14 protein-coding genes are annotated in these 17,068 nt (G+C 66.6%); 9 read left to right on the forward strand and 5 right to left on the reverse strand.

Annotated features, from left to right (window positions below; translation table 11 throughout):
• Positions 1–13 precede the first annotated feature (13 nt).
• The 3 genes from B2G71_RS09575 to B2G71_RS09585 form a co-directional block, all read right to left on the reverse strand.
• Positions 14–472 carry a MarR family transcriptional regulator gene (locus tag B2G71_RS09575; RefSeq protein ID WP_240530080.1) on the reverse strand — a complete coding sequence of 153 codons (459 nt, stop codon included), beginning with the start codon at positions 470–472 and terminating at the stop codon, positions 14–16.
• 114 nt (positions 473–586) lie between these two features.
• Positions 587–2,893: a bifunctional salicylyl-CoA 5-hydroxylase/oxidoreductase gene (locus B2G71_RS09580; protein ID WP_098105528.1), complete on the reverse strand. Its 2,307-nt coding sequence runs from the start codon at positions 2,891–2,893 to the stop codon at positions 587–589.
• A 114-nt stretch (positions 2,894–3,007) separates the two neighbouring features.
• The gene (locus tag B2G71_RS09585; RefSeq protein ID WP_098105529.1) at positions 3,008–3,478 is read right to left on the reverse strand and encodes a MarR family transcriptional regulator; all 471 of its coding nucleotides are present in this window, start codon (positions 3,476–3,478) and stop codon (positions 3,008–3,010) included.
• 81 nt (positions 3,479–3,559) lie between these two features.
• On the opposite strand from B2G71_RS09585, the gene B2G71_RS09590 reads away from it, so the two are divergent.
• The 4 genes from B2G71_RS09590 (at position 3,560) to B2G71_RS09605 (ending at position 9,125) form a co-directional block, all read left to right on the forward strand.
• A complete protein-coding gene (locus B2G71_RS09590; protein WP_098105530.1) occupies positions 3,560–4,342 on the forward strand; it encodes a cyclase family protein in 783 nt (260 codons plus the stop codon).
• Between the two features lie 7 nt (positions 4,343–4,349).
• Positions 4,350–6,479, forward strand: coding sequence for an indolepyruvate ferredoxin oxidoreductase subunit alpha (locus B2G71_RS09595; RefSeq protein WP_098105531.1), 2,130 nt, complete (start codon positions 4,350–4,352; stop codon positions 6,477–6,479).
• Between the two features lie 22 nt (positions 6,480–6,501).
• A complete protein-coding gene (locus B2G71_RS09600; RefSeq protein WP_098105532.1) occupies positions 6,502–8,001 on the forward strand; it encodes an indolepyruvate oxidoreductase subunit beta family protein in 1,500 nt (499 codons plus the stop codon).
• A 71-nt stretch (positions 8,002–8,072) separates the two neighbouring features.
• Positions 8,073–9,125, forward strand: coding sequence for a cupin domain-containing protein (locus B2G71_RS09605; RefSeq protein WP_098105533.1), 1,053 nt, complete (start codon positions 8,073–8,075; stop codon positions 9,123–9,125).
• A gap of 45 nt (positions 9,126–9,170) precedes the next feature.
• On the opposite strand, the gene B2G71_RS09610 is transcribed toward B2G71_RS09605, so the two are convergent.
• Together B2G71_RS09610 and B2G71_RS09615 are read right to left on the reverse strand one after the other, a co-directional pair.
• A complete protein-coding gene (locus B2G71_RS09610; protein ID WP_098105534.1) occupies positions 9,171–10,361 on the reverse strand; it encodes an aminotransferase class V-fold PLP-dependent enzyme in 1,191 nt (396 codons plus the stop codon).
• Between the two features lie 45 nt (positions 10,362–10,406).
• Complete coding sequence (locus B2G71_RS09615; RefSeq protein WP_098105535.1) at positions 10,407–11,801, reverse strand: sodium-dependent transporter; 1,395 nt, start codon at positions 11,799–11,801, stop codon at positions 10,407–10,409.
• 92 nt (positions 11,802–11,893) lie between these two features.
• On the opposite strand from B2G71_RS09615, the gene B2G71_RS09620 reads away from it, so the two are divergent.
• The 5 genes from B2G71_RS09620 to B2G71_RS09640 all read left to right on the forward strand — a co-directional run bounded on the left by B2G71_RS09620 (position 11,894) and on the right by B2G71_RS09640 (position 17,026).
• Positions 11,894–12,388 (forward strand): MarR family winged helix-turn-helix transcriptional regulator, encoded by a 495-nt coding sequence (locus B2G71_RS09620; RefSeq protein WP_098105536.1) that lies wholly within the window; start codon positions 11,894–11,896, stop codon positions 12,386–12,388.
• Between the two features lie 11 nt (positions 12,389–12,399).
• Positions 12,400–12,792 (forward strand): VOC family protein, encoded by a 393-nt coding sequence (locus B2G71_RS09625; protein ID WP_098105537.1) that lies wholly within the window; start codon positions 12,400–12,402, stop codon positions 12,790–12,792.
• 141 nt (positions 12,793–12,933) lie between these two features.
• Entirely contained in the window at positions 12,934–14,337 is a 1,404-nt protein-coding gene (locus B2G71_RS09630) for an amidohydrolase family protein (RefSeq protein WP_168176319.1), read from the forward strand.
• On the forward strand, positions 14,334–15,770 hold the full coding sequence (locus tag B2G71_RS09635; RefSeq protein ID WP_098105539.1) for an amidohydrolase family protein: 1,437 nt from the start codon (positions 14,334–14,336) through the stop codon (positions 15,768–15,770). The genes B2G71_RS09630 and B2G71_RS09635 overlap by 4 nt, the downstream gene beginning before the upstream one ends.
• 77 nt (positions 15,771–15,847) lie before the next feature.
• Complete coding sequence (locus B2G71_RS09640) at positions 15,848–17,026, forward strand: pyridoxal phosphate-dependent aminotransferase (RefSeq protein ID WP_098105540.1); 1,179 nt, start codon at positions 15,848–15,850, stop codon at positions 17,024–17,026.
• Positions 17,027–17,068: the final 42 nt, after the last annotated feature.

The following is a 17,068-nucleotide window of genomic DNA, read 5'->3' on the forward strand; positions in this document are numbered from 1 at the left end:
GGACGGGCTCCGGTCAGACGAGGGAGGTCTTGAGTTCTGTGAGAAGTCGCAGAAGCGCTTTCTGCTTGTCGGGCGGAAACTCGGCGAGCGCTTCGCGCACCCAGCCGTGATGCGCGCGGGCCAGTTCCTCGAAGCGGTGCCGGCCCGCCGCCGTCAGCGAGACGATCGCCGACCGCCGGTCGTCGGGCGCCGGGGCTGACGCGACCAGCCCTTCTTCCTGGAGCTGGCGGACCACTGCCGTCACGTTGCCGTTGGAAACAAGCAGCGCGCGCGAAAGCTCGCCCATGCGCATTCCCTCGTGCGACCGACCGAGGGTCGCCAGCACGTCGAAACGCGGCAAGGTCGTGTCGAACTGTTCCTCGAAATTGCGACGCAGGCGCTTCTCGATGATCTTGGCGCATTCGAGCAAGCGTATCCACGCCCGAAGATCGAGAGGTCCGTTGCGGGTCTCGGCCGTTTCCGCCTCCGCCATCATGTCACGTTCCTCAATCCGACATTCCTTGCGATCACGGCCCTGCGCGGCCTCCGCTGGGCAACCGCATAGCGTCAGATCGCCGGAAGTCGAGGCGACATCCCGCAGGGCCGGTCAGGCCCGGGCATTCTCCATGCCGGTCCTGGCCGCGCGCGACGCCTGCACCTGCCCCGCGACATAGGGTCCGGGCACGAACTGCTCATCATATCCGGCCGCCGCCGCCGCCCGCAACGTCCAGTGCGGATCGAACAGGTGAGGCCGTCCCATGGCGACGAGATCGGCCCGTCCGGCCGTCAGGATCGAGTTGATCTGGTCGGCATCGACGATGTTGCCCACCGCCAGCGTCGGCACGCCGGCCTCGTTGCGGATCCGGTCGGCGAACGGGGTCTGGAACATGCGGCCGTAAACGGGCCTTGCGTCCGGGCTCGTCTCGCCCGCCGAAACGTCGATCAGATCGACCGCGTGGGCCTTGAGGATGCGGGCGATCTCGACCGCTTCGCCCGGCGTGACGCCGGCCTCGCCGACCCAGTCGTTGGCCGATATCCGCACGGCCAGCGGCTTGTCCTGCGGCCAGGCGGCGCGAACCGCGTCGACGACCATGAGCGGGAAGCGCATGCGGCCTTCGAGATCGCCGCCGAATTCGTCGTCGCGCGCGTTCATCACCGGCGTGATGAAACTCGACAAGAGCGTGCCGTGGCCCGCCTGGATCTCGAGCATGTCGAAACCCGCGGCATCGGCCCTGCGCGCCGCGGCGACGAAGGCGGAGACGACGTCGGGCATGGCATCCACCGCCAATGCCCGCGGCACCAGCCCGCCCTCGCGCCAGGGCCTGGCGCTCGCCGAAACGATCGGCCAGGGATCGTCGGCGGGAACGTCGAAGCTCTCCGGACCATCGGGCACCACGCACGATGCCTTGGCGCCAGCATGGCCGATCTGGGCGCAGGTCTTCGTCGCCGAATGGGCGTGAACGAAGCGGTTGATCTCGCGCCACCCTTGCGCCTGTTCGTCGTTCCACAGCCCCGGACAGGCGGCCGTCGCGCGCCCCTCGGGCGCCACCGCGAGCATCTCGCTGATGATGAGCCCCGCGCCGCCGAGCGCCCGCGCGCCGTAGTGCACACGATGGAATTCGCCGATACGCCCCTGCCCGTCGGCCGAGTAGGTCAGCATGGCGGGCATGACCACGCGGTTCGCCAGCGTGAGGCCGCGCAGTTCAAAGGGCGTGAAGACGGGCTGCACCGGCACGTTGCGCTGCGCATTGCCCTTCCAGAACCAGCGCTCGAGCCCCTCGAGCCAGGCACGGTCGCGCAGGCGCAGGTTTTCGTGGCTCACCCGCTGCGACCGCGTCATCAGCGAATAGGCGAACTGCGGCAGGTCGAAGCCCATGTAGCGGTCGAGCGTCTCGAACCATTCGGTCGAATTGCGCGCGCTGTTCTGGATCTTGAGCACCTCGACGTGGCGTTCGCGCTGGTATTCGGCCAGCACGTCGCGCAACGCGGACTGGTCGTCGAGCCCGGGCCGGTCGAGCACTTCGGCGAGCTTGATCGCATCTTCGAGCGCGAGCTTGGTGCCCGATCCGATCGAGAAGTGCGCGGTGTGCGCCGCGTCGCCCAGCAGCACGACGTTGTCGAACGACCACTGGTGACAGATCACGCGGCGAAAGTTGATCCACGCCGCCGATCCGCGCAAGTGGGTGGCGTTGGTGATGAGCGGATGCCCGTCGAGATGGCGCGCGAAGATCTTCTCGCACAAGGCGATCGATTCGGCCTGATCCATCGTGTCGAACCCCAGGCCTTCCCAGGTTTCGGGCGAGCATTCGACGATGAAGGTCGAGTGCGTCTCGTCGAAGCGATAGGCGTGGGCCCAGATCCAGCCCGCCTCGGTCTTGTCGAACAGGAAGGCGAAGGCGTCGAACAGGCGGGTGGTGCCGAGCCAGCAGAACTTGTTGCGCCGCACCTCGATATCGACGTCGAACTTGTCGGCATGGGCGGTGCGCACCTTGCTGTTGATGCCGTCGGCGGCGACGATCAGGTCGAAATCGGCGAAGGCGGCGAGATCGGCGTCGAACTCGCGCTCGAAATGCATGACCACGCCCAGCTCGGCGGCGCGCGCCTGGAGGATCTGCAGCAGGCGCCTGCGGCCGATGCCGATAAAGCCGTGCCCGGACGAGTTGATCGTCTCGCCGCCGACCGCGACATCGATGTCGTCCCAGTAGGCGAAGCTTTCCCGAATGGTCGCGGCGCTGACGGAATCGTTGGCGACGAGATTGCCCAGCGTCTGGTCAGAGAAGACCACGCCCCAGCCGAACGTGTCGCCCGCGCGATTGCGCTCGAACACATGCACGTCGTGCAACGGATCGCGCAGCTTCATCGATATGCCGAAATAGAGGCCGGCGGGGCCGCCGCCGAGACATGCGATCCGCATCTGCAATCTCCTAATTTAGTTTAGACCTAAATTATATTGATTGCATATGCAAGTGGTTTGGCCCTCCGTCGCACGCCGGACGGGGGCTTCGCGGACGCGCGCGCGTCCGCGTCGTCAGACCAGGTTGTCGTAAAGGCGATTGAGGAGTTCGAGCGTACGCGCGAAATCGCGTGCCGAAAACCCGCGAATGATCTTTTCGTAGAGCGGAGCGGTTACCTGCCGTGCCTCCGCCAGCGTGTCCTCGCCCTTCGCGGTCAGGCTCACCTCGGTGACGCGGCCGTCCTGCGCGCTCGGCGCGGTCGTCACGAGGCCCGCGTCGCTCATGCGTTCGATGATGCGCATCGTCGTCGAGAGGTTGATCACCGCCGACTTCGCGATCTGGCCGATGGCGAGCGGCTGGCGCTCGCCGAGGATCATCAGCACGCGCCAGGTCGGGATGTCGATCCCGATCTTACGCAGTTCCGCCTCGATCGCCAGATTGTAGCGGTTGGCGACCCGATTCAGCAGATAGAACGGATAGGCTTCGAGCCGAAACGCGTCCGATCCCGGGTTGCCGTAGGGCCGCAAATCCTCACTGCTCGCCATGCTATCCCCTCGAACTCCATTTTTTGTTGCATATGCAACTTCTTTGGGTACACTTTGCCCTCTTGGTCCAGAGGAGATCGCATGTCCACCACCCAGATTCTCCAAGACTTCGCGCAAGGTCTCGCGAGCGGCGGCATCACTGTCGTTGATCTGACGCAGGAACTCTCCGAAGACACGCCGCTGCTGGTTCTGCCCGAACAGTTCGGCCAGACCGCCCCGTTTTCGCGCGAGGAGATATCGCGCTACGACGAGCGCGGCGTCGCCTGGCACTGGCACAACTTCACCGTCGGCGAGCACACCGGCACGCATTTCGATGCGCCGATCCACTGGGTGTCGGGCAAGGACGTTCCCGACAACACCGTCGACAAGGTGCCGCCCGCGAAGCTGGTCGCGCCCGCCTGCGTGATCGACGTGTCCGCGCAGTGCGCCGAGGATGCCGACTTCCTGTTGGAGGAAAGCCATATCCGCGAATGGGAAGCCGAGCACGGCGAGATTCCCGCCGGGTCCTGGCTGCTGATGCGCAGCGACTGGTCGAAGCGCGAGGGCGACGCCTATACCAACCGCCGCGAGGACGGCGCGCACACGCCGGGTCCGAACACCAGCGCGATCGAGTTCATGATCAAGGAGCGCGACGTGCTCGGCTTCGGCGTCGAGACGATCGGCACCGACCCGGGACAGGCGCACCTGCTCGAACCGGCCTACCCGGCGCACACCCTGCTCCACGGCGCGGGCAAGTATGGCCTCCAGTGCCTCGAAAACCTCGACAAGCTGCCGCCGACGGGCGCGATCGTGGTCGCCGCCCCGCTCAAGATCCGCGACGGCTCGGGCAGCCCGATGCGCGTGCTGGCCTTCGTCGGAGCCTGAGCGCAAGATGGCGGAACGCTCCTTCAAGTCCGAGGTCAGGAAGCTCACCGCCGGCGAGGGCGACGTCTTCACCGGCGAGGGCATCCTTGCCGTGACCAAGGCGCTGCTCCAGTCAGGCGTCGCCTACGTCGGCGGTTATCAGGGCTCGCCGATCAGCCACTTGATGGACGTCTTCGCCGATGCCAGCGACCTGCTCGAAAGCCTGGGCGTCCACTTCGAGACCAGCGCCTCCGAAGCGAGCGCGGCGGCGATGCTGGCGGCATCGGTCAACTATCCGCTGCGCGGCGCCGTGACGTGGAAGTCCGTGGTCGGCACCAATGTCGCGTCCGACGCCTTGTCCAACGTCGCCTCGGGCGGCGTCACCGGCGGCGCGCTGATCATCGTCGGCGAGGACTACGGCGAAGGCTCGTCGATCATGCAGGAGCGCACCCACGCCTTCGCGATGAAATCGCAGATGTGGCTCTACGATCCGCGCCCCAACCTGCCCTCGATCGTCGATTCGGTCGAACAGGCGTTCCGTCTTTCCGAGGCTTCGAACACGCCTGTCATGCTCGAGATGCGCGTGCGCTCGTGCCACATGACCGGCTCGTTCGTCGCCAGGGACAACAAGCGCCCCGCCATGACCGTGGCCGAGGCCGCCGCCGCGCCCGTGCGCGACACCGCCCGGATCGTGCTGCCGCCCGCCAACTTCCTCCACGAAGTCGAGAAGATCGAGAAGCGCTGGCCCGCGGCGCAGGCCTATATCCGCGAGAACCGGCTCAACGAGTGGTTCGGCCCCGAGCAGGCCGAGGGCTTGGGCATCATCGTGCAGGGCGGGCTCTACAACAACCTGTCGCGCGCGATGGAACTGCTCAGCCTCGCCGATGCCTTCGGCGACAGCAAGCTGCCGATCTACTGCCTCAACGTGACCTATCCGCTCGTGCCCGAGGAAGTGGCCGGGTTCTGCCGGGGCAAGCACGCGGTGCTCGTTCTCGAGGAAGGCCAGCCCGAATTCATCGAGCACGAGTTGAACACGCTGGTTCGCCGCGCGGGCCTCGACACGCGCATCGTCGGCAAGGGCGTGTTGCCCCGAGCGGGCGAATATTCGGGTCAGGTCATCCGCGAAGGCCTGGCCGAATTCCTTCACAACGAAGCCCCGAGGGTCGCACCCGAGGCTGTGACGGTCGCGCCGTTGCCGGAACCTGCCGCGTCGCAGATTCCGGCACGGCCGGCCGGTTTCTGCACCGGCTGCCCCGAGCGGCCGATCTTCACCGCGATGAAGCTGGTGGAGCGCGAACTGGGCCCGAGCCACGTGTCCGCCGATATCGGCTGCCATCTGTTCTCGATCCTGCCGCCCTTCAACATCGGCAACACGACGATGGGCTATGGCCTGGGCAGCGCGGGCGCCTCCGCCTTCAAGCCCAAGGACAAGCGCGCGATCGCGATCATGGGCGACGGCGGGTTCTGGCACAACGGCCTGACCTCGGGCGTCGGCAACGCGGTGTTCAACAAGGACGACACCGTCACCATCATCATCGACAACGGCTATTCGGCGGCGACCGGCGGGCAGGATATCCCCTCCTCGCGCGCGGAGAACAAGCAGCGCGTCACCAAGAATCCGATCGCGCGCGCGGTGCGGGGCGTCGGCGCGACCTGGGTGCGCGAGCTGACCCGCACCTACGACGTCGCCCGTATGCGCGACACGCTGCGCGAGGCGCTGACGAGCCCCGAGAAGGGTCCGAAGATCATCGTCGCGCAGTCCGAATGCATGCTCAATCGCCAGCGCCGCGAGAAGAAGCAGAAGGCGGCCGCGCTCAAGGCGGGCGAACGCGTCGTGCGCGAGCGGTTCGGGGTCGATTCCGATACCTGCACCGGCGATCATAGCTGCATCCGGCTTTCGGGCTGCCCGTCGCTGACGATCAAGCCCAATCCCGATCCCTTGCGGCGGGACCCCGTCGCGCATGTCGAGAATTCGTGCGTCGGCTGCGGCCTGTGCGGCGAAGTGAGCCACGCGGCGGTGCTGTGCCCCAGCTTCTATCGCGCGCGGATCGTCGCCCACCCCACCTGGCTGGAGCGGCTGGGCGAGAAGATCAGGCAGTCGCTGATCGGCTTCCTGCAGAGCCGCGCGCAGCGCCGCCGCCTCGCGCGCGCGTTCTGATCGGCGAGCCTGGAGACGCACGATGAACAGCCCGAAGGACCGCTACACCATCGCGATCCTGGCGCTCGGCGGCCAGGGCGGCGGCGTGCTGGCCGACTGGATTCAGGTCTCGGCGCGGCGTGAAGGCTGGCTGGCGCAAGGCACCTCGGTGGCGGGCGTCGCGCAGCGCACCGGCTCGACGGTCTACTACGTCGAGCTGACCCGCCCCGGCGTTGCCGGGCAATTGCCGGTCATGGCGCAAATGCCGATCCCCGGCGACGTCGACGTCGTCATGGCGTCCGAACTGATGGAGACGGGGCGCGCGCTGCTGCGCGGCTTTTCCACCGCCGGGCGAACCACGCTGATCGGGTCCACTCACCGCATCTACGCGATCGGCGAGAAGGCTTCGATGGGCGACGGGCGCGGCAACGGCGATCGCATCATCGAGGCCGCGCACCAGCGCTCGCGCAAGTTCATAGGCTTCGACATGGAAGCGGCGACCGAGCGATCGGGCTCGGTCATCAGCGCGATCCTGTTCGGCGCGCTCGCCGGGAGCGACGCGCTGCCGCTGCCGACCGAAGCCTTCCGTGCCGCGATCGAGGAAAGCGGGATCGCGGTGGCGAGCAACTTCCGCGGCTTCGACGAAGGCTTCGCGCAGGCGCGCAGGCCGGTGGCGCTTCCCGAGGAGGAGCCGGCGCCCGTGCCGCAGCCGACGAGCGAGCAGGGCCGCGCGCTGGCGGCGCGGATTGCGGCGATCCTGCCCGAAGCGGCGCGGGCCCATGCGCTGCACGGCGTCGCCCGGCTCATGGACTGGCAGGATGCCGATTATGCCCGGCTCTATCTCGACAGGCTGGAGGCGCTTGCCGCGCTTGATGGAGCGCCGTACTCGCTGACCAGCGAAGCGGCGCGCCATCTCGCCTTGTGGATGAGCTACGAGGACACGGTTCGCGTCGCCGATCTCAAGACCCGGGGCAGCCGTCTGGCGCGCGTGCGCGGCGAAGTGAAGATGCAGGACGACCAGATCCTGACCGTCACCGAGTTCATGCATCCCCGCCTCCAGGAGATCTGCGAGATGTTGCCGGCCTCGCTGGGCCGCGGGATACTGGGCAGCGAGACGTTGTCGCGCCTGCTCGGCAAGGCCTTCGCGAAGGGCCGCCATGTCGAAACCACGAGCTTGCGCTGGTTCCTGATGCTGCGCGCCGTCGCGGCGATGCGCGCATTGCGCCGACGGTCGCTGCGATACATCGAGGAGCAGGCGCGGATCGAAAGCTGGCTCGAACTGGTCCGCGATGCCGCTTCGAGCGGCGACCGGGCGCTCGCGCTGGAATTGGTGCTCTGCCAACGGCTCATCAAGGGATACGGCGATACCTTCGAGCGCGGGCTGGGGAACTTCAATCGCATCGTCGCCCTGCATCGCCAGGCGCCGCTCTCGCCCGCCGATATCCGACAACTGCGTGAACTGGCGCTTTCGGGCGAGGACGCATCGCTGCCCGAAGTGGTGGAGGCCCGCGCCCCGGCCCTCGATCGCGCGACGGGGTCCTGAGGCTCGCTCGAGCGCTTGCATTCAAACATATATGCAAATACATGTAATCCGATCTTCCGGAGTGTAGAAGCATGTCCGAACAGCAGCCTGAAATCGCAAATCTGAAGCCCGCCTATTGCGAGTTGAAGGCCGGTCAGACATGCCTGTGGTGCGCTTGCGGTCGATCCGCGACGCCGCCGTTCTGCGACGGAAATTCGCACGTACCCACGGGGATCAGACCGATCCGCTATCGCGCGCGGACGGACGAGGAAGTGCTGTTCTGCGAATGCAAACAGACCGCGACGCCGCCGTTCTGCGATGGCACCCACAGCAACCTGAAGGGCGGCTACACCGATGCGGTGGAGCACACGGTCGGCGAGCCGCCCGCGTTCGTCCAGCCCGATGCGCAAGGCTTCGCGCACCTCGACGGCGAGTGCTACGTCGTCTCGCCTCGGCTCGTGCCGCCCAGCCACGCGACGGACCGGTTCCGCATCCGCGACCTCGTCACCACCGGGCTCGGCGCGACCCACCAGTCGCAGTTCCTGATCGAGCTGGACGAGGGAACCTCGCCCGCGCTCCAGGCCGACGGCGACGTCGTCGTGTGGATCGCGTCGGGCCCGGGCACGGCAACGGTGGACGGCGCGTCGATCGACCTGCCGCAAGCGGGCGGCCTCCATATCCTCGCGGGCGAGACCTTCGCCTTCACCGGCCGGAACATCGTCGCCTACATTTCGGTGTGCCCGGCGGTCGGCCAGTTGCGGATCGTCACGGACGGCCCGACGCAAGCGGCCGACGCGGGCGGCGAACGGCTCGGCCTGATCGACGAGGCCGCGCGCGTCGCGATGGGGCCGCGCTACTTCCAGGTCCTCATGGACGACGCGCAGGGCCTGGCGAACTCGGCGCAGTTCATCGGCCATATCCCGCGCTCGAAGGCCGAGATGCATCGCCACTTGTACGAAGAAGCGCTCATCATCGTCTCGGGCGAAGGTACGATCTGGAACCAGACGCGCCGCGCGCGGGTCGGCGCGGGCGACGTGATCTTCTTTCCCCGCAAGGTGCTGCATTCGCTCGAATGCACCTGCGCGGAAGGGATGGACGTCGTCGGGTTCATCCATCCCGGAACCAACCCCGGCATCAATTACTGACCCGAGCCCGGGCCGGAGCACGTCCGGTCCGGACTCTGCCGCCCGTCAGAACTGCGGGTCCTTCTTGTCCGGCACGAGGTCGAGCAGGTCGCGATGCGCCTGCAGCGCCTCGATGAACCGCGCCACGTCGCCTTCATCGTTGTAGGCGTGGAAGCCCGCGCGCAACTTGCCGTCCCGGCACGAGGTGATGATGTCGCGTTCGGCCAGCCGGTTCACCAGCGCATTGTCGTCGAGCGAGGGGATCGAAACCAGCGGGCCGCGACGCTCGTCCGCGTCGGGATTGCAGAACGGGATTCCGGCCTCCTTCAAGGCCTCCATGGCGTGGCGCGTCATCGTCGCGACCTGGCCGGAAATAGCCTCGATGCCCGCGTCGAGCAGCAGCGAGAGCCCGGCGGACGACGCGATGCACGGCGCGACCGGCGGCGTCCCCGCTTCGAAGCGCCGGGCCGTCGGGCTCGGATCGCTCTTGAAGATGTCCATGGCATCGACATCGGTCTGGGCGAACCAGCCCGTCGCGCGCGGCACCAGCGTCTCGATCAGGTCCTTGCGCACGTACATGAAGCCGATGCCCGCGGTTCCGAGCAGATACTTCAGCATTCCGCCGATGCACACGTCGACGTCGAGCTCGCGGGGGCTGATCGGCGCCGAGCCGACGATCTGGTAGGTATCGAGCACGAGCAAGGCGCCGTGACGATGCGCCATGGCCGCGATCGCGCGGATCTCGTCGTCGGGAATCCGTCCGCCGTGGCGATAGCAGACCTGCGATATCGCGACGATCGCGGTCTCGTCGTCGATGGCTTCCTCGAAGTGCGCGAGCGGGATGACCGCTTCGCGACCCTCCCGCACATGGACGACGCGCGCGCCGACCCTTTCCTGCGCATGCCATATCTGCGCGCTCGTCGGAAATTCGAAGTTCGAGACCACGACCTTGTTGCGCGCGCCCCGGAAATCGAGCGCACCGGCGAGCGAATTCAGGCCCGAAGAGGCCGAGCCGGTGATCGCGATCTCGTCGCTGTCGCACGAGAGCAGCGTCGCCATCTTCGTGCGCAGCGCCTCGAGCTCGCCGATCCAGCCGCCCCAGTCCGCCCCGACCGCGATGCGTGCCTGCATGTAGCGTTCGAAAGCGTCCCTGACGCCATGGGATAGCAGGCCGTAGGACCCGCTGTTGAGATAGGCGAGCTTGGGGATCGACGGGAAATTCGCGCGAAAGGCTTCGACGTCAAAAGGTGTTGGCACGCATGGCTCCGGTGGATGATGAATGCTGCGACGGCCGGGGCCGGCTCAGCTGATAAGGGAGTTGAGAAGCAGGATGATGATCGCCGCGGGGACGAGAAAGCGTATGGCCGCGCGCCAGATCGCCAGCCCCGCAGCAGAGAAGTCCTCGCTCGGGCGCGAGAGCGACTTCATGGCCCAGCCGGCAAAGAGCGCGATCAGCAGGGCATTGATCGGCAGCAGCATTTCGGCGATCCCGAAATCGAGCGTGTCGAAGAACGTCTTGGTCTCGAAACCCGGTATTATCGCCAGGGGATAGACGTCCGCCAGCGGGCCGAACGAGAGCAGCGAGGGCAGGCCGATCACCCAGGTGGCGAGCGCGGTGGCGAACGCCACGGGCGCGCGCCTCCAGCCGGTCAGTTCGCGCAACCAGGCGACGACCGGCTCGAGCATGCCGACCGCGGTGGTGAAGGCGCCGAGCGAGATGAGCGCGAAGAACACGATGGCGACGAGGCGACCGCCCGGCATGTCGCCGAAAGCGACGGGCAGGGTCACGAAGATCAGGTTCGGCCCTTCCGCGAGCCCCAGCCCGCTCGACAGTGCGATGGGGAAGATCGCGAGCCCCGCGAACATGGCGACGACGATGACCGAGAGCGACACGATGCCGGCCGATTGGGCGATCGAGACGCCGCGCGGGAGATAGGCGCTGTACGTCATCAGCACGCCCGCCCCGATCGCGGTGGAGAACAGCGCCTGACCGAACGCGGTGAGCACGCTCGCGCCCGTCACCGCGCCGAAGTTGGGGCGCAGCAGGAAGACGAACGTTTCGCCGATGTCGAACGTGATCGCATTGTAGATCACCAGTCCGACAAGGACGACCGCGAGCGCGATCATCTTGATGCGCGAGATCGCCTCGATGCCGCGCTGGACGCCGATCGCCACGACGATCGCCACGAAGAAGATAAAGCCGAACTGGATCAGCGCCTGCCGCCCCGCGCCCGCGATCAGGGTCTCGAACAGCGCCGTGGAGCTGTCCGCGTCGGTGCCGGCAAAGCCCGAGAACACGGCCTCGCGCGCATAGTCGACGCACCAGCCGGCAACGACGCTGTAGTAGCTCAGACCGAAGAACGGCACGGCGACGCTCAGCCAGCCGATCACGCGCCACGCAGGCGAAGCGCCCTCCTCGGTCACGAGCCGCCGCAGTGTCGCCACCACGCTGCCGTGCCCGCGCTTGCCCATTACCATCTCGGCGATCATCAGCGGAATGCACAAGGCGACGACGAAGGCTGTGTAGATGAGCACGAAGGCGCCGCCACCGTTCATTCCCGCGACGTAGGGAAAGCGCCAAAGGCTCCCCAGTCCGATCGCCGCGGCGGCGGTCGCCAGGACGAAACCCAGCCGGGACGTCCAGACTTCACCCGATTCGGCGCTGGGCGGGGCTTGCGATGCGGTGGCGTCGGTCATGGAAACTCCTTCAGCGACATATGCATTTGCATATACTTGCGAATGTTGCAAGCGGGGTCTAAAGGGTCGGGGTCTCAAAGGAGGGGAAAAGCGTGCCAAGCAAGAGCGACACGAGGTCCGACCCGGAAGGTTCGGAGGACGACCTGGAGACCGGCAATCACTGGATCGACGACTACATTCCCTACAAGCTCTACAAGGTCACGAGCCTGCTGAACATGCGGCTCCACAAGCGATTGAAGGCCAACGGCGTCAACCTCTCGCAATGGCGCATCTTGAGCGTGCTGCGGGCCTATGGCAGGCTGACCTTGTCGCAGATCATCGATTACACCCTGATGGAGCAGCCCACGGTAAGCCGCGTGGTCGTCCAGCTCGAGCAGGAAGGCATCGTCACCCGCCACAGCAATGCGGAAGATTCGCGGATCGTCGAAGTCGTCATCACGAGGAAGGGGGCGGACACTTTCAATGACATCGTCCCCACCGCGATCCGGCATCAGCGCATCGCCTTTGAAACGCTCCCCTGCGAGGAACTCGAAACCTTCGGGAAAGTGCTGCGCCGGATCGAGAGGAACATCGCGGAAGATTTCTGAGGCTGGCGCACATGCATGACCCGGTCGGAGCGGGCCCGATCAGCGGCGTGCACACGATGTTCTACTACGAAGACCTGGCGAGCGCGATTCGCTGGTACGACCGAGTGGGGTTCGAGAACGTCCTGAACCTCGATTTCGTATCGATCTTCCGCATCACCCCGTCGAGCTACCTCAGCCTCGTCGACGGCAACGGCGGCGGCAGCCAGCGGGCGACGCGAGACGGGAACAAGGGCGCGATCCTGTCCATAGAGACGACCGATCTCGAGCGCTGGCACCGCCACCTCTTCCTGCAAGGCATCGACGGGACCGGAGTCGGGCTGGAAGTCGGCTGCGGCGGACGCACGATCGAATTCAAGCTTCGCGATCCGGGCGGCTACACGATAGAATTCTTCGAGTGGCTGTGAGCCCATGATCGCGGCGTCGCGGCAAGGCCCCGAGGCGCGCTAGCCCGGACGACCGGGCCGCCCGGCCCGACTTCGGGCTTGAAACATTCCATTTCATATTTTAACGATATGTATCTTCTCGATCGAAAGGGGGCCGCGCCGATGAAACATGCACTTCGTACGCTCATGATGTTGGGCGCGGCGGCGCTCAGTAGCGCGGCCCTCGCCGTCCCGGTCGATTCGACGGTCGCCGAATTGCCTCCGGGCCAGCCCGAACATCCGGCGGCGCGCAAGGCCGGTCCCGCCATCATCCACGCCGGAACCCTGCTCGCCGTTCCCGGACAGGCGCCGATGACGCAGGCCTCCGTGATCCTCGAGAACGGCAAGGTTCGCGCGGTGATGCCCGGCTACGTCGACGCGGCCACGGCCGGGCTTCCCGCCGATGCGCAAATCATCGACCTGCGCGACAAGTTCGTGATGCCCGGCTTCATGGACATGCACCTTCACCTCACCTCTGGCGGCCCCAGCCGGTCCGATCCGATGCTGCGCCTGCGCGAGCCGCCGGAATACTGGTCGCTCAACGCCTACAGGAACGGGCTGGCGACGCTGATGGCCGGGTTCACCACCGTCCGCGATCTCGGATCGCAAGGGGACACCGTGTTCGGCCTGCGCGACGCGATCCGCGACGGCATCGTCGCCGGTCCCAAGATCATCGCCGCGGGCGAAGGCATAAGCCCAACCAACGGCCACGCCGACGCGCACGGGTTGCGCCGCGATCTGCTCGAAGCGGAAATCCGGCCCGGCGTGTGCGACGGCGCCGACGAATGCCGCAAGGCGGTGCGCTCGGCGATCAAGTTCGGCGCGGACGTGATCAAGGTTCACGTCACCGGCGGCGTTCTCGACGATTCCGATGCCGGGACCGAACAGCAGTTCACCGACGAAGAGCTCAAGGCGATCGTCGAGGCGGGCCACATGATGGGCCGCAAGGTGACGACGCACGCGCACGGCAAGTCGGGCATCGACGCCGCGGTGCGCGCGGGTTACGATTCGATCGAGCACGCCATGTGGGCCGATGCCGAAAGCCTCAGGCTGATGAAGCAGAACGGCACCTGGCTGGTGCCGACGGTATGGCCGATCACCTGGGTCGGCGATTCGCCGGAAAAGATCGCGCAGGGCCCGTTCCGCAACCTTCGCCCCAACTCGCTCGCCAAGCTCTACAAGCTGGGCGACCAGCCGAAGAAAATGGTCCGCATGGCGATCGAGATGGGCGTGCCCATCGCGCTCGGCACCGACAACGGCATCGCACCGCACGGCACCAACGCGCGCGAGATGCTAGAGTACGTGAAAGCGGGCATGAGCCCGATGGAAGCGCTCAAGACGGGAACAGTCAACGCCGCGCTCGCCGGCGGCGTGCCCGACCGCGGCAAGCTTTCGCCCGGCCTCGCGGCCGACGTGATCGCGCTCGACGCCAACCCGCTGGACGGGATCGAGGCCGTGCTCTCCGTCAACTTCGTGATGCGCGACGGGATCGTGTTCAAGCGCGACGGCAAGGAGGTCTCTGAATGATCAGGTTCACACGCAAGCTCGTGCGCGGAGCGGGGACGCTGGCGCTCGCCATCGGCATCTGCACCGCGGCGAACGCCGAAGACATCATCGTCGACAACATCACCCTGATCGACGGGACCGGCCAGCCCGAGCAGACCGGCATGTCGGTCGGCGTGGAAGACGGCCGCATCACCTTCGTGACGCCGACCGCGGTCGCGCCGGCCGTCTCCGGGCGCCACGTCGACGGCTCGGGCAAGTTCCTCATGCCCGGTCTCATGGACGTTCACATCCATCTTCAGGGCGCGCGCGGCGGCGACGGCAAGCGCATGGTCGGGGTCGAGCGCAAGAAGGGCGAGACCGAAGCGCCCGCGCCGGATTTCTTCTACGACGCCAAGGCGGCACACGAACTCGGCCTCCAGGCGCTGGCGAGTTATCTGTACTCGGGCGTCACCACCGTCTACGACGCGGGCAACGTCCCCCAGCACATCATGGGCCTTCGCGCGGAAGAGCGGGCGGGCAAGATCCTCTCGCCGCGAATCTTCGCGACCGGCAATCTGGTGACCTCGCCCAACGGCCACGGCTCGCAGATGGCGATCAAGATCGAGGACTGGGCGCGCGACCGGCAGAAACTGCTCGACTATCTCGATGAGCAGAAGCCCGACATCGTCAAGCTCACCTACGACGAGCACGGCTGGGGTACGCGGCCGATGATCGACAAGTTTCCGATCGAGCTGATGCAGCAGATCATCTACGAGATAAATCTGCACGGGCTGCGCACCACCGCGCACACATCGAGCGAACTGCGCGCGACCGAGGCGATCTTCGCCGGGATCGACAGCCTCGCCCACCCGGTGATCCAGGGGCCGATCACCGAGGAATTCGCCAGGCTGCTGGGCGCCAAGAAGGTGCCGGTCGCGACCACGCTGACCATCGGCGAGGGATACAGCAGGCTCGTCGAGCATCCCGAGTTCCTCGATCAGCCGCTCTATCGGGCGTCGCTCAGCGCCGAGGCGATCCGCAAGCTGCGCGAGGAGACAGCGCCGCAGTGGAAGGAGCGCGGCTGGACCTGGTGGATGAAGGTGATGACTCCGGTGGCCCAGGAAAACATGCGCATGATCGATGCCGACGGCGGCATCGTCGCGATCGCCACCGACCAGACCATCGGTCCGGCTGTCCATCGCGAGATGGAACTGATGCAGGCCGCCGGTGTGCCCGCCGCGCGCATCGTCGTGATGGCCACGCTCAACGGCGCCAAGCACCTCGGCAAGGACGACGTGCTCGGCTCGATCGAACCGGGCAAGTTCGCCGACATGGTCCTGCTCGACGCCGATCCCACGGTCGATATCGACAATGCCAAGCGGATCGTCTGGGTCATGAAGAACGGCAAGCTGATCGACGAAGACAAGCTGCCGCTCGCCGGCGGGCAGCGCCCGCTGCGCCGTTCGCAACGCTGAAACTCCCTCCCCCCGCCGGCCAACGATCGCTGGCGGGGCATTTTCTCTTTCCCAACGCGCAATCAAGGTATCCGCAGATGACCAAGCTCGCCCGCCGCATCACCGAGGCCTCGCCCAAGAGCTTCGGGATGTTCGAGAAGGCGATGGCGCTCCAGGCGAGCGGCGCCGACCTGATCCACCTGGAGGTCGGCCGCCCCTGCCATGACACGCCCGAGAGCATCAAGGACGCGACCATCGCCGCGCTGCGGCAGGGCCATGTCCACTATTCCGACATGCGCGGGCTGCCCGAACTGCGCGAGGCGCTTGCCGAAAAGCTCGCCGCCGAGAACGGCATGACCGTCTCGCCCGATGAGATCCTCGTCACCAACGGCCTCACCCATGCCGCGTTCGCCGCGATCATGGCGACCATCGATCCGGGCGACGAGGTCATCCACCTCGAACCGTTCTATCCCCAGCACGTCGGCAAGGTGGAGCTGGCAGGCGGCACTATGGTCGGCGCGCCGCTCGACGCGGCCAGCGGCTTTCGCATCGACACGGCCCTGATCGAGCCCAGGATCACCGGTCGCACCAAGGCGATCGTCCTGATCAATCCGTGCAACCCGACGGGCCGCGTCTACGACCGGTCGGAACTGGAACAGCTCGCGGACCTCGCCATCCGGCACGATCTTCTGGTGATTTCCGACGAGGTCTACGAGAAGGTCCTCTACGACGGCAATCGCCACACGAGCATCGCATCGCTTCCCGGCATGGCCGAACGCACGGTCACGCTGCTCGCCTTCACCAAGGCCTATGCCATGGACGGCTGGCGGCTGGGCTGCGCCATCGCCTCGCGCGAAATCACCGACGCCATGCTGAAGATCACCATGAACGACGTGACTCACGTCAACACCTTCATCCAGTACGGCGCGCTCGAGGCGATCCGCAGCGGCGACGCCATGGTCGAGGGCATGAAGGAGGCCGACCGCGCCCAGCGCGACCGGATGGTCCGCGCGCTCAACCAGATGCCGGGCGTCACCTGCGCCACGCCCGAAGGCACCATCTACGCCTTCCCCGACGTCAGTGCGCTGGGCAAGCCCTCGCAGGAGATCGCCGAAGCCATTCTCGAAAAGGCGCATGTCGTCGTCGAGGCGGGCAGCTTCTACGGCCCGGCGGGCGAAGGCCACCTGCGGATGTGCTTCGGCTCCGAAAGCGAGGAGCGGCTGGGCGAGGCGCTCGACCGGCTCGCCCGCTTCTTCAACGACTACGGACAGGGCTGATCATCCCGGGCACCGTGGGACGACGGGATTCCTGCTGCGCGC

Source organism: Novosphingobium sp. PC22D (genome assembly GCF_002556635.1).
GTDB lineage: Bacteria > Pseudomonadota > Alphaproteobacteria > Sphingomonadales > Sphingomonadaceae > Novosphingobium.

What these genes read in the sequence shown, in the direction of transcription:
- B2G71_RS09575 (WP_240530080.1), bottom strand. Translation starts at nt 472, where the DNA reads ATGGCGGAGGCGGAAACGGCCGAGACCCGCAACGGACCTCTCGATCTT.
- B2G71_RS09635 (WP_098105539.1), top strand. Translation starts at nt 14,334, where the DNA reads ATGATCAGGTTCACACGCAAGCTCGTGCGCGGAGCGGGGACGCTGGCG.
- B2G71_RS09630 (WP_168176319.1), top strand. Translation starts at nt 12,934, where the DNA reads ATGAAACATGCACTTCGTACGCTCATGATGTTGGGCGCGGCGGCGCTC.
- B2G71_RS09580 (WP_098105528.1), bottom strand. Translation starts at nt 2,893, where the DNA reads ATGCGGATCGCATGTCTCGGCGGCGGCCCCGCCGGCCTCTATTTCGGC.
- B2G71_RS09640 (WP_098105540.1), top strand. Translation starts at nt 15,848, where the DNA reads ATGACCAAGCTCGCCCGCCGCATCACCGAGGCCTCGCCCAAGAGCTTC.
- B2G71_RS09590 (WP_098105530.1), top strand. Translation starts at nt 3,560, where the DNA reads ATGTCCACCACCCAGATTCTCCAAGACTTCGCGCAAGGTCTCGCGAGC.
- B2G71_RS09600 (WP_098105532.1), top strand. Translation starts at nt 6,502, where the DNA reads ATGAACAGCCCGAAGGACCGCTACACCATCGCGATCCTGGCGCTCGGC.
- B2G71_RS09595 (WP_098105531.1), top strand. Translation starts at nt 4,350, where the DNA reads ATGGCGGAACGCTCCTTCAAGTCCGAGGTCAGGAAGCTCACCGCCGGC.
- B2G71_RS09585 (WP_098105529.1), bottom strand. Translation starts at nt 3,478, where the DNA reads ATGGCGAGCAGTGAGGATTTGCGGCCCTACGGCAACCCGGGATCGGAC.
- B2G71_RS09605 (WP_098105533.1), top strand. Translation starts at nt 8,073, where the DNA reads ATGTCCGAACAGCAGCCTGAAATCGCAAATCTGAAGCCCGCCTATTGC.
- B2G71_RS09615 (WP_098105535.1), bottom strand. Translation starts at nt 11,801, where the DNA reads ATGACCGACGCCACCGCATCGCAAGCCCCGCCCAGCGCCGAATCGGGT.
- B2G71_RS09625 (WP_098105537.1), top strand. Translation starts at nt 12,400, where the DNA reads ATGCATGACCCGGTCGGAGCGGGCCCGATCAGCGGCGTGCACACGATG.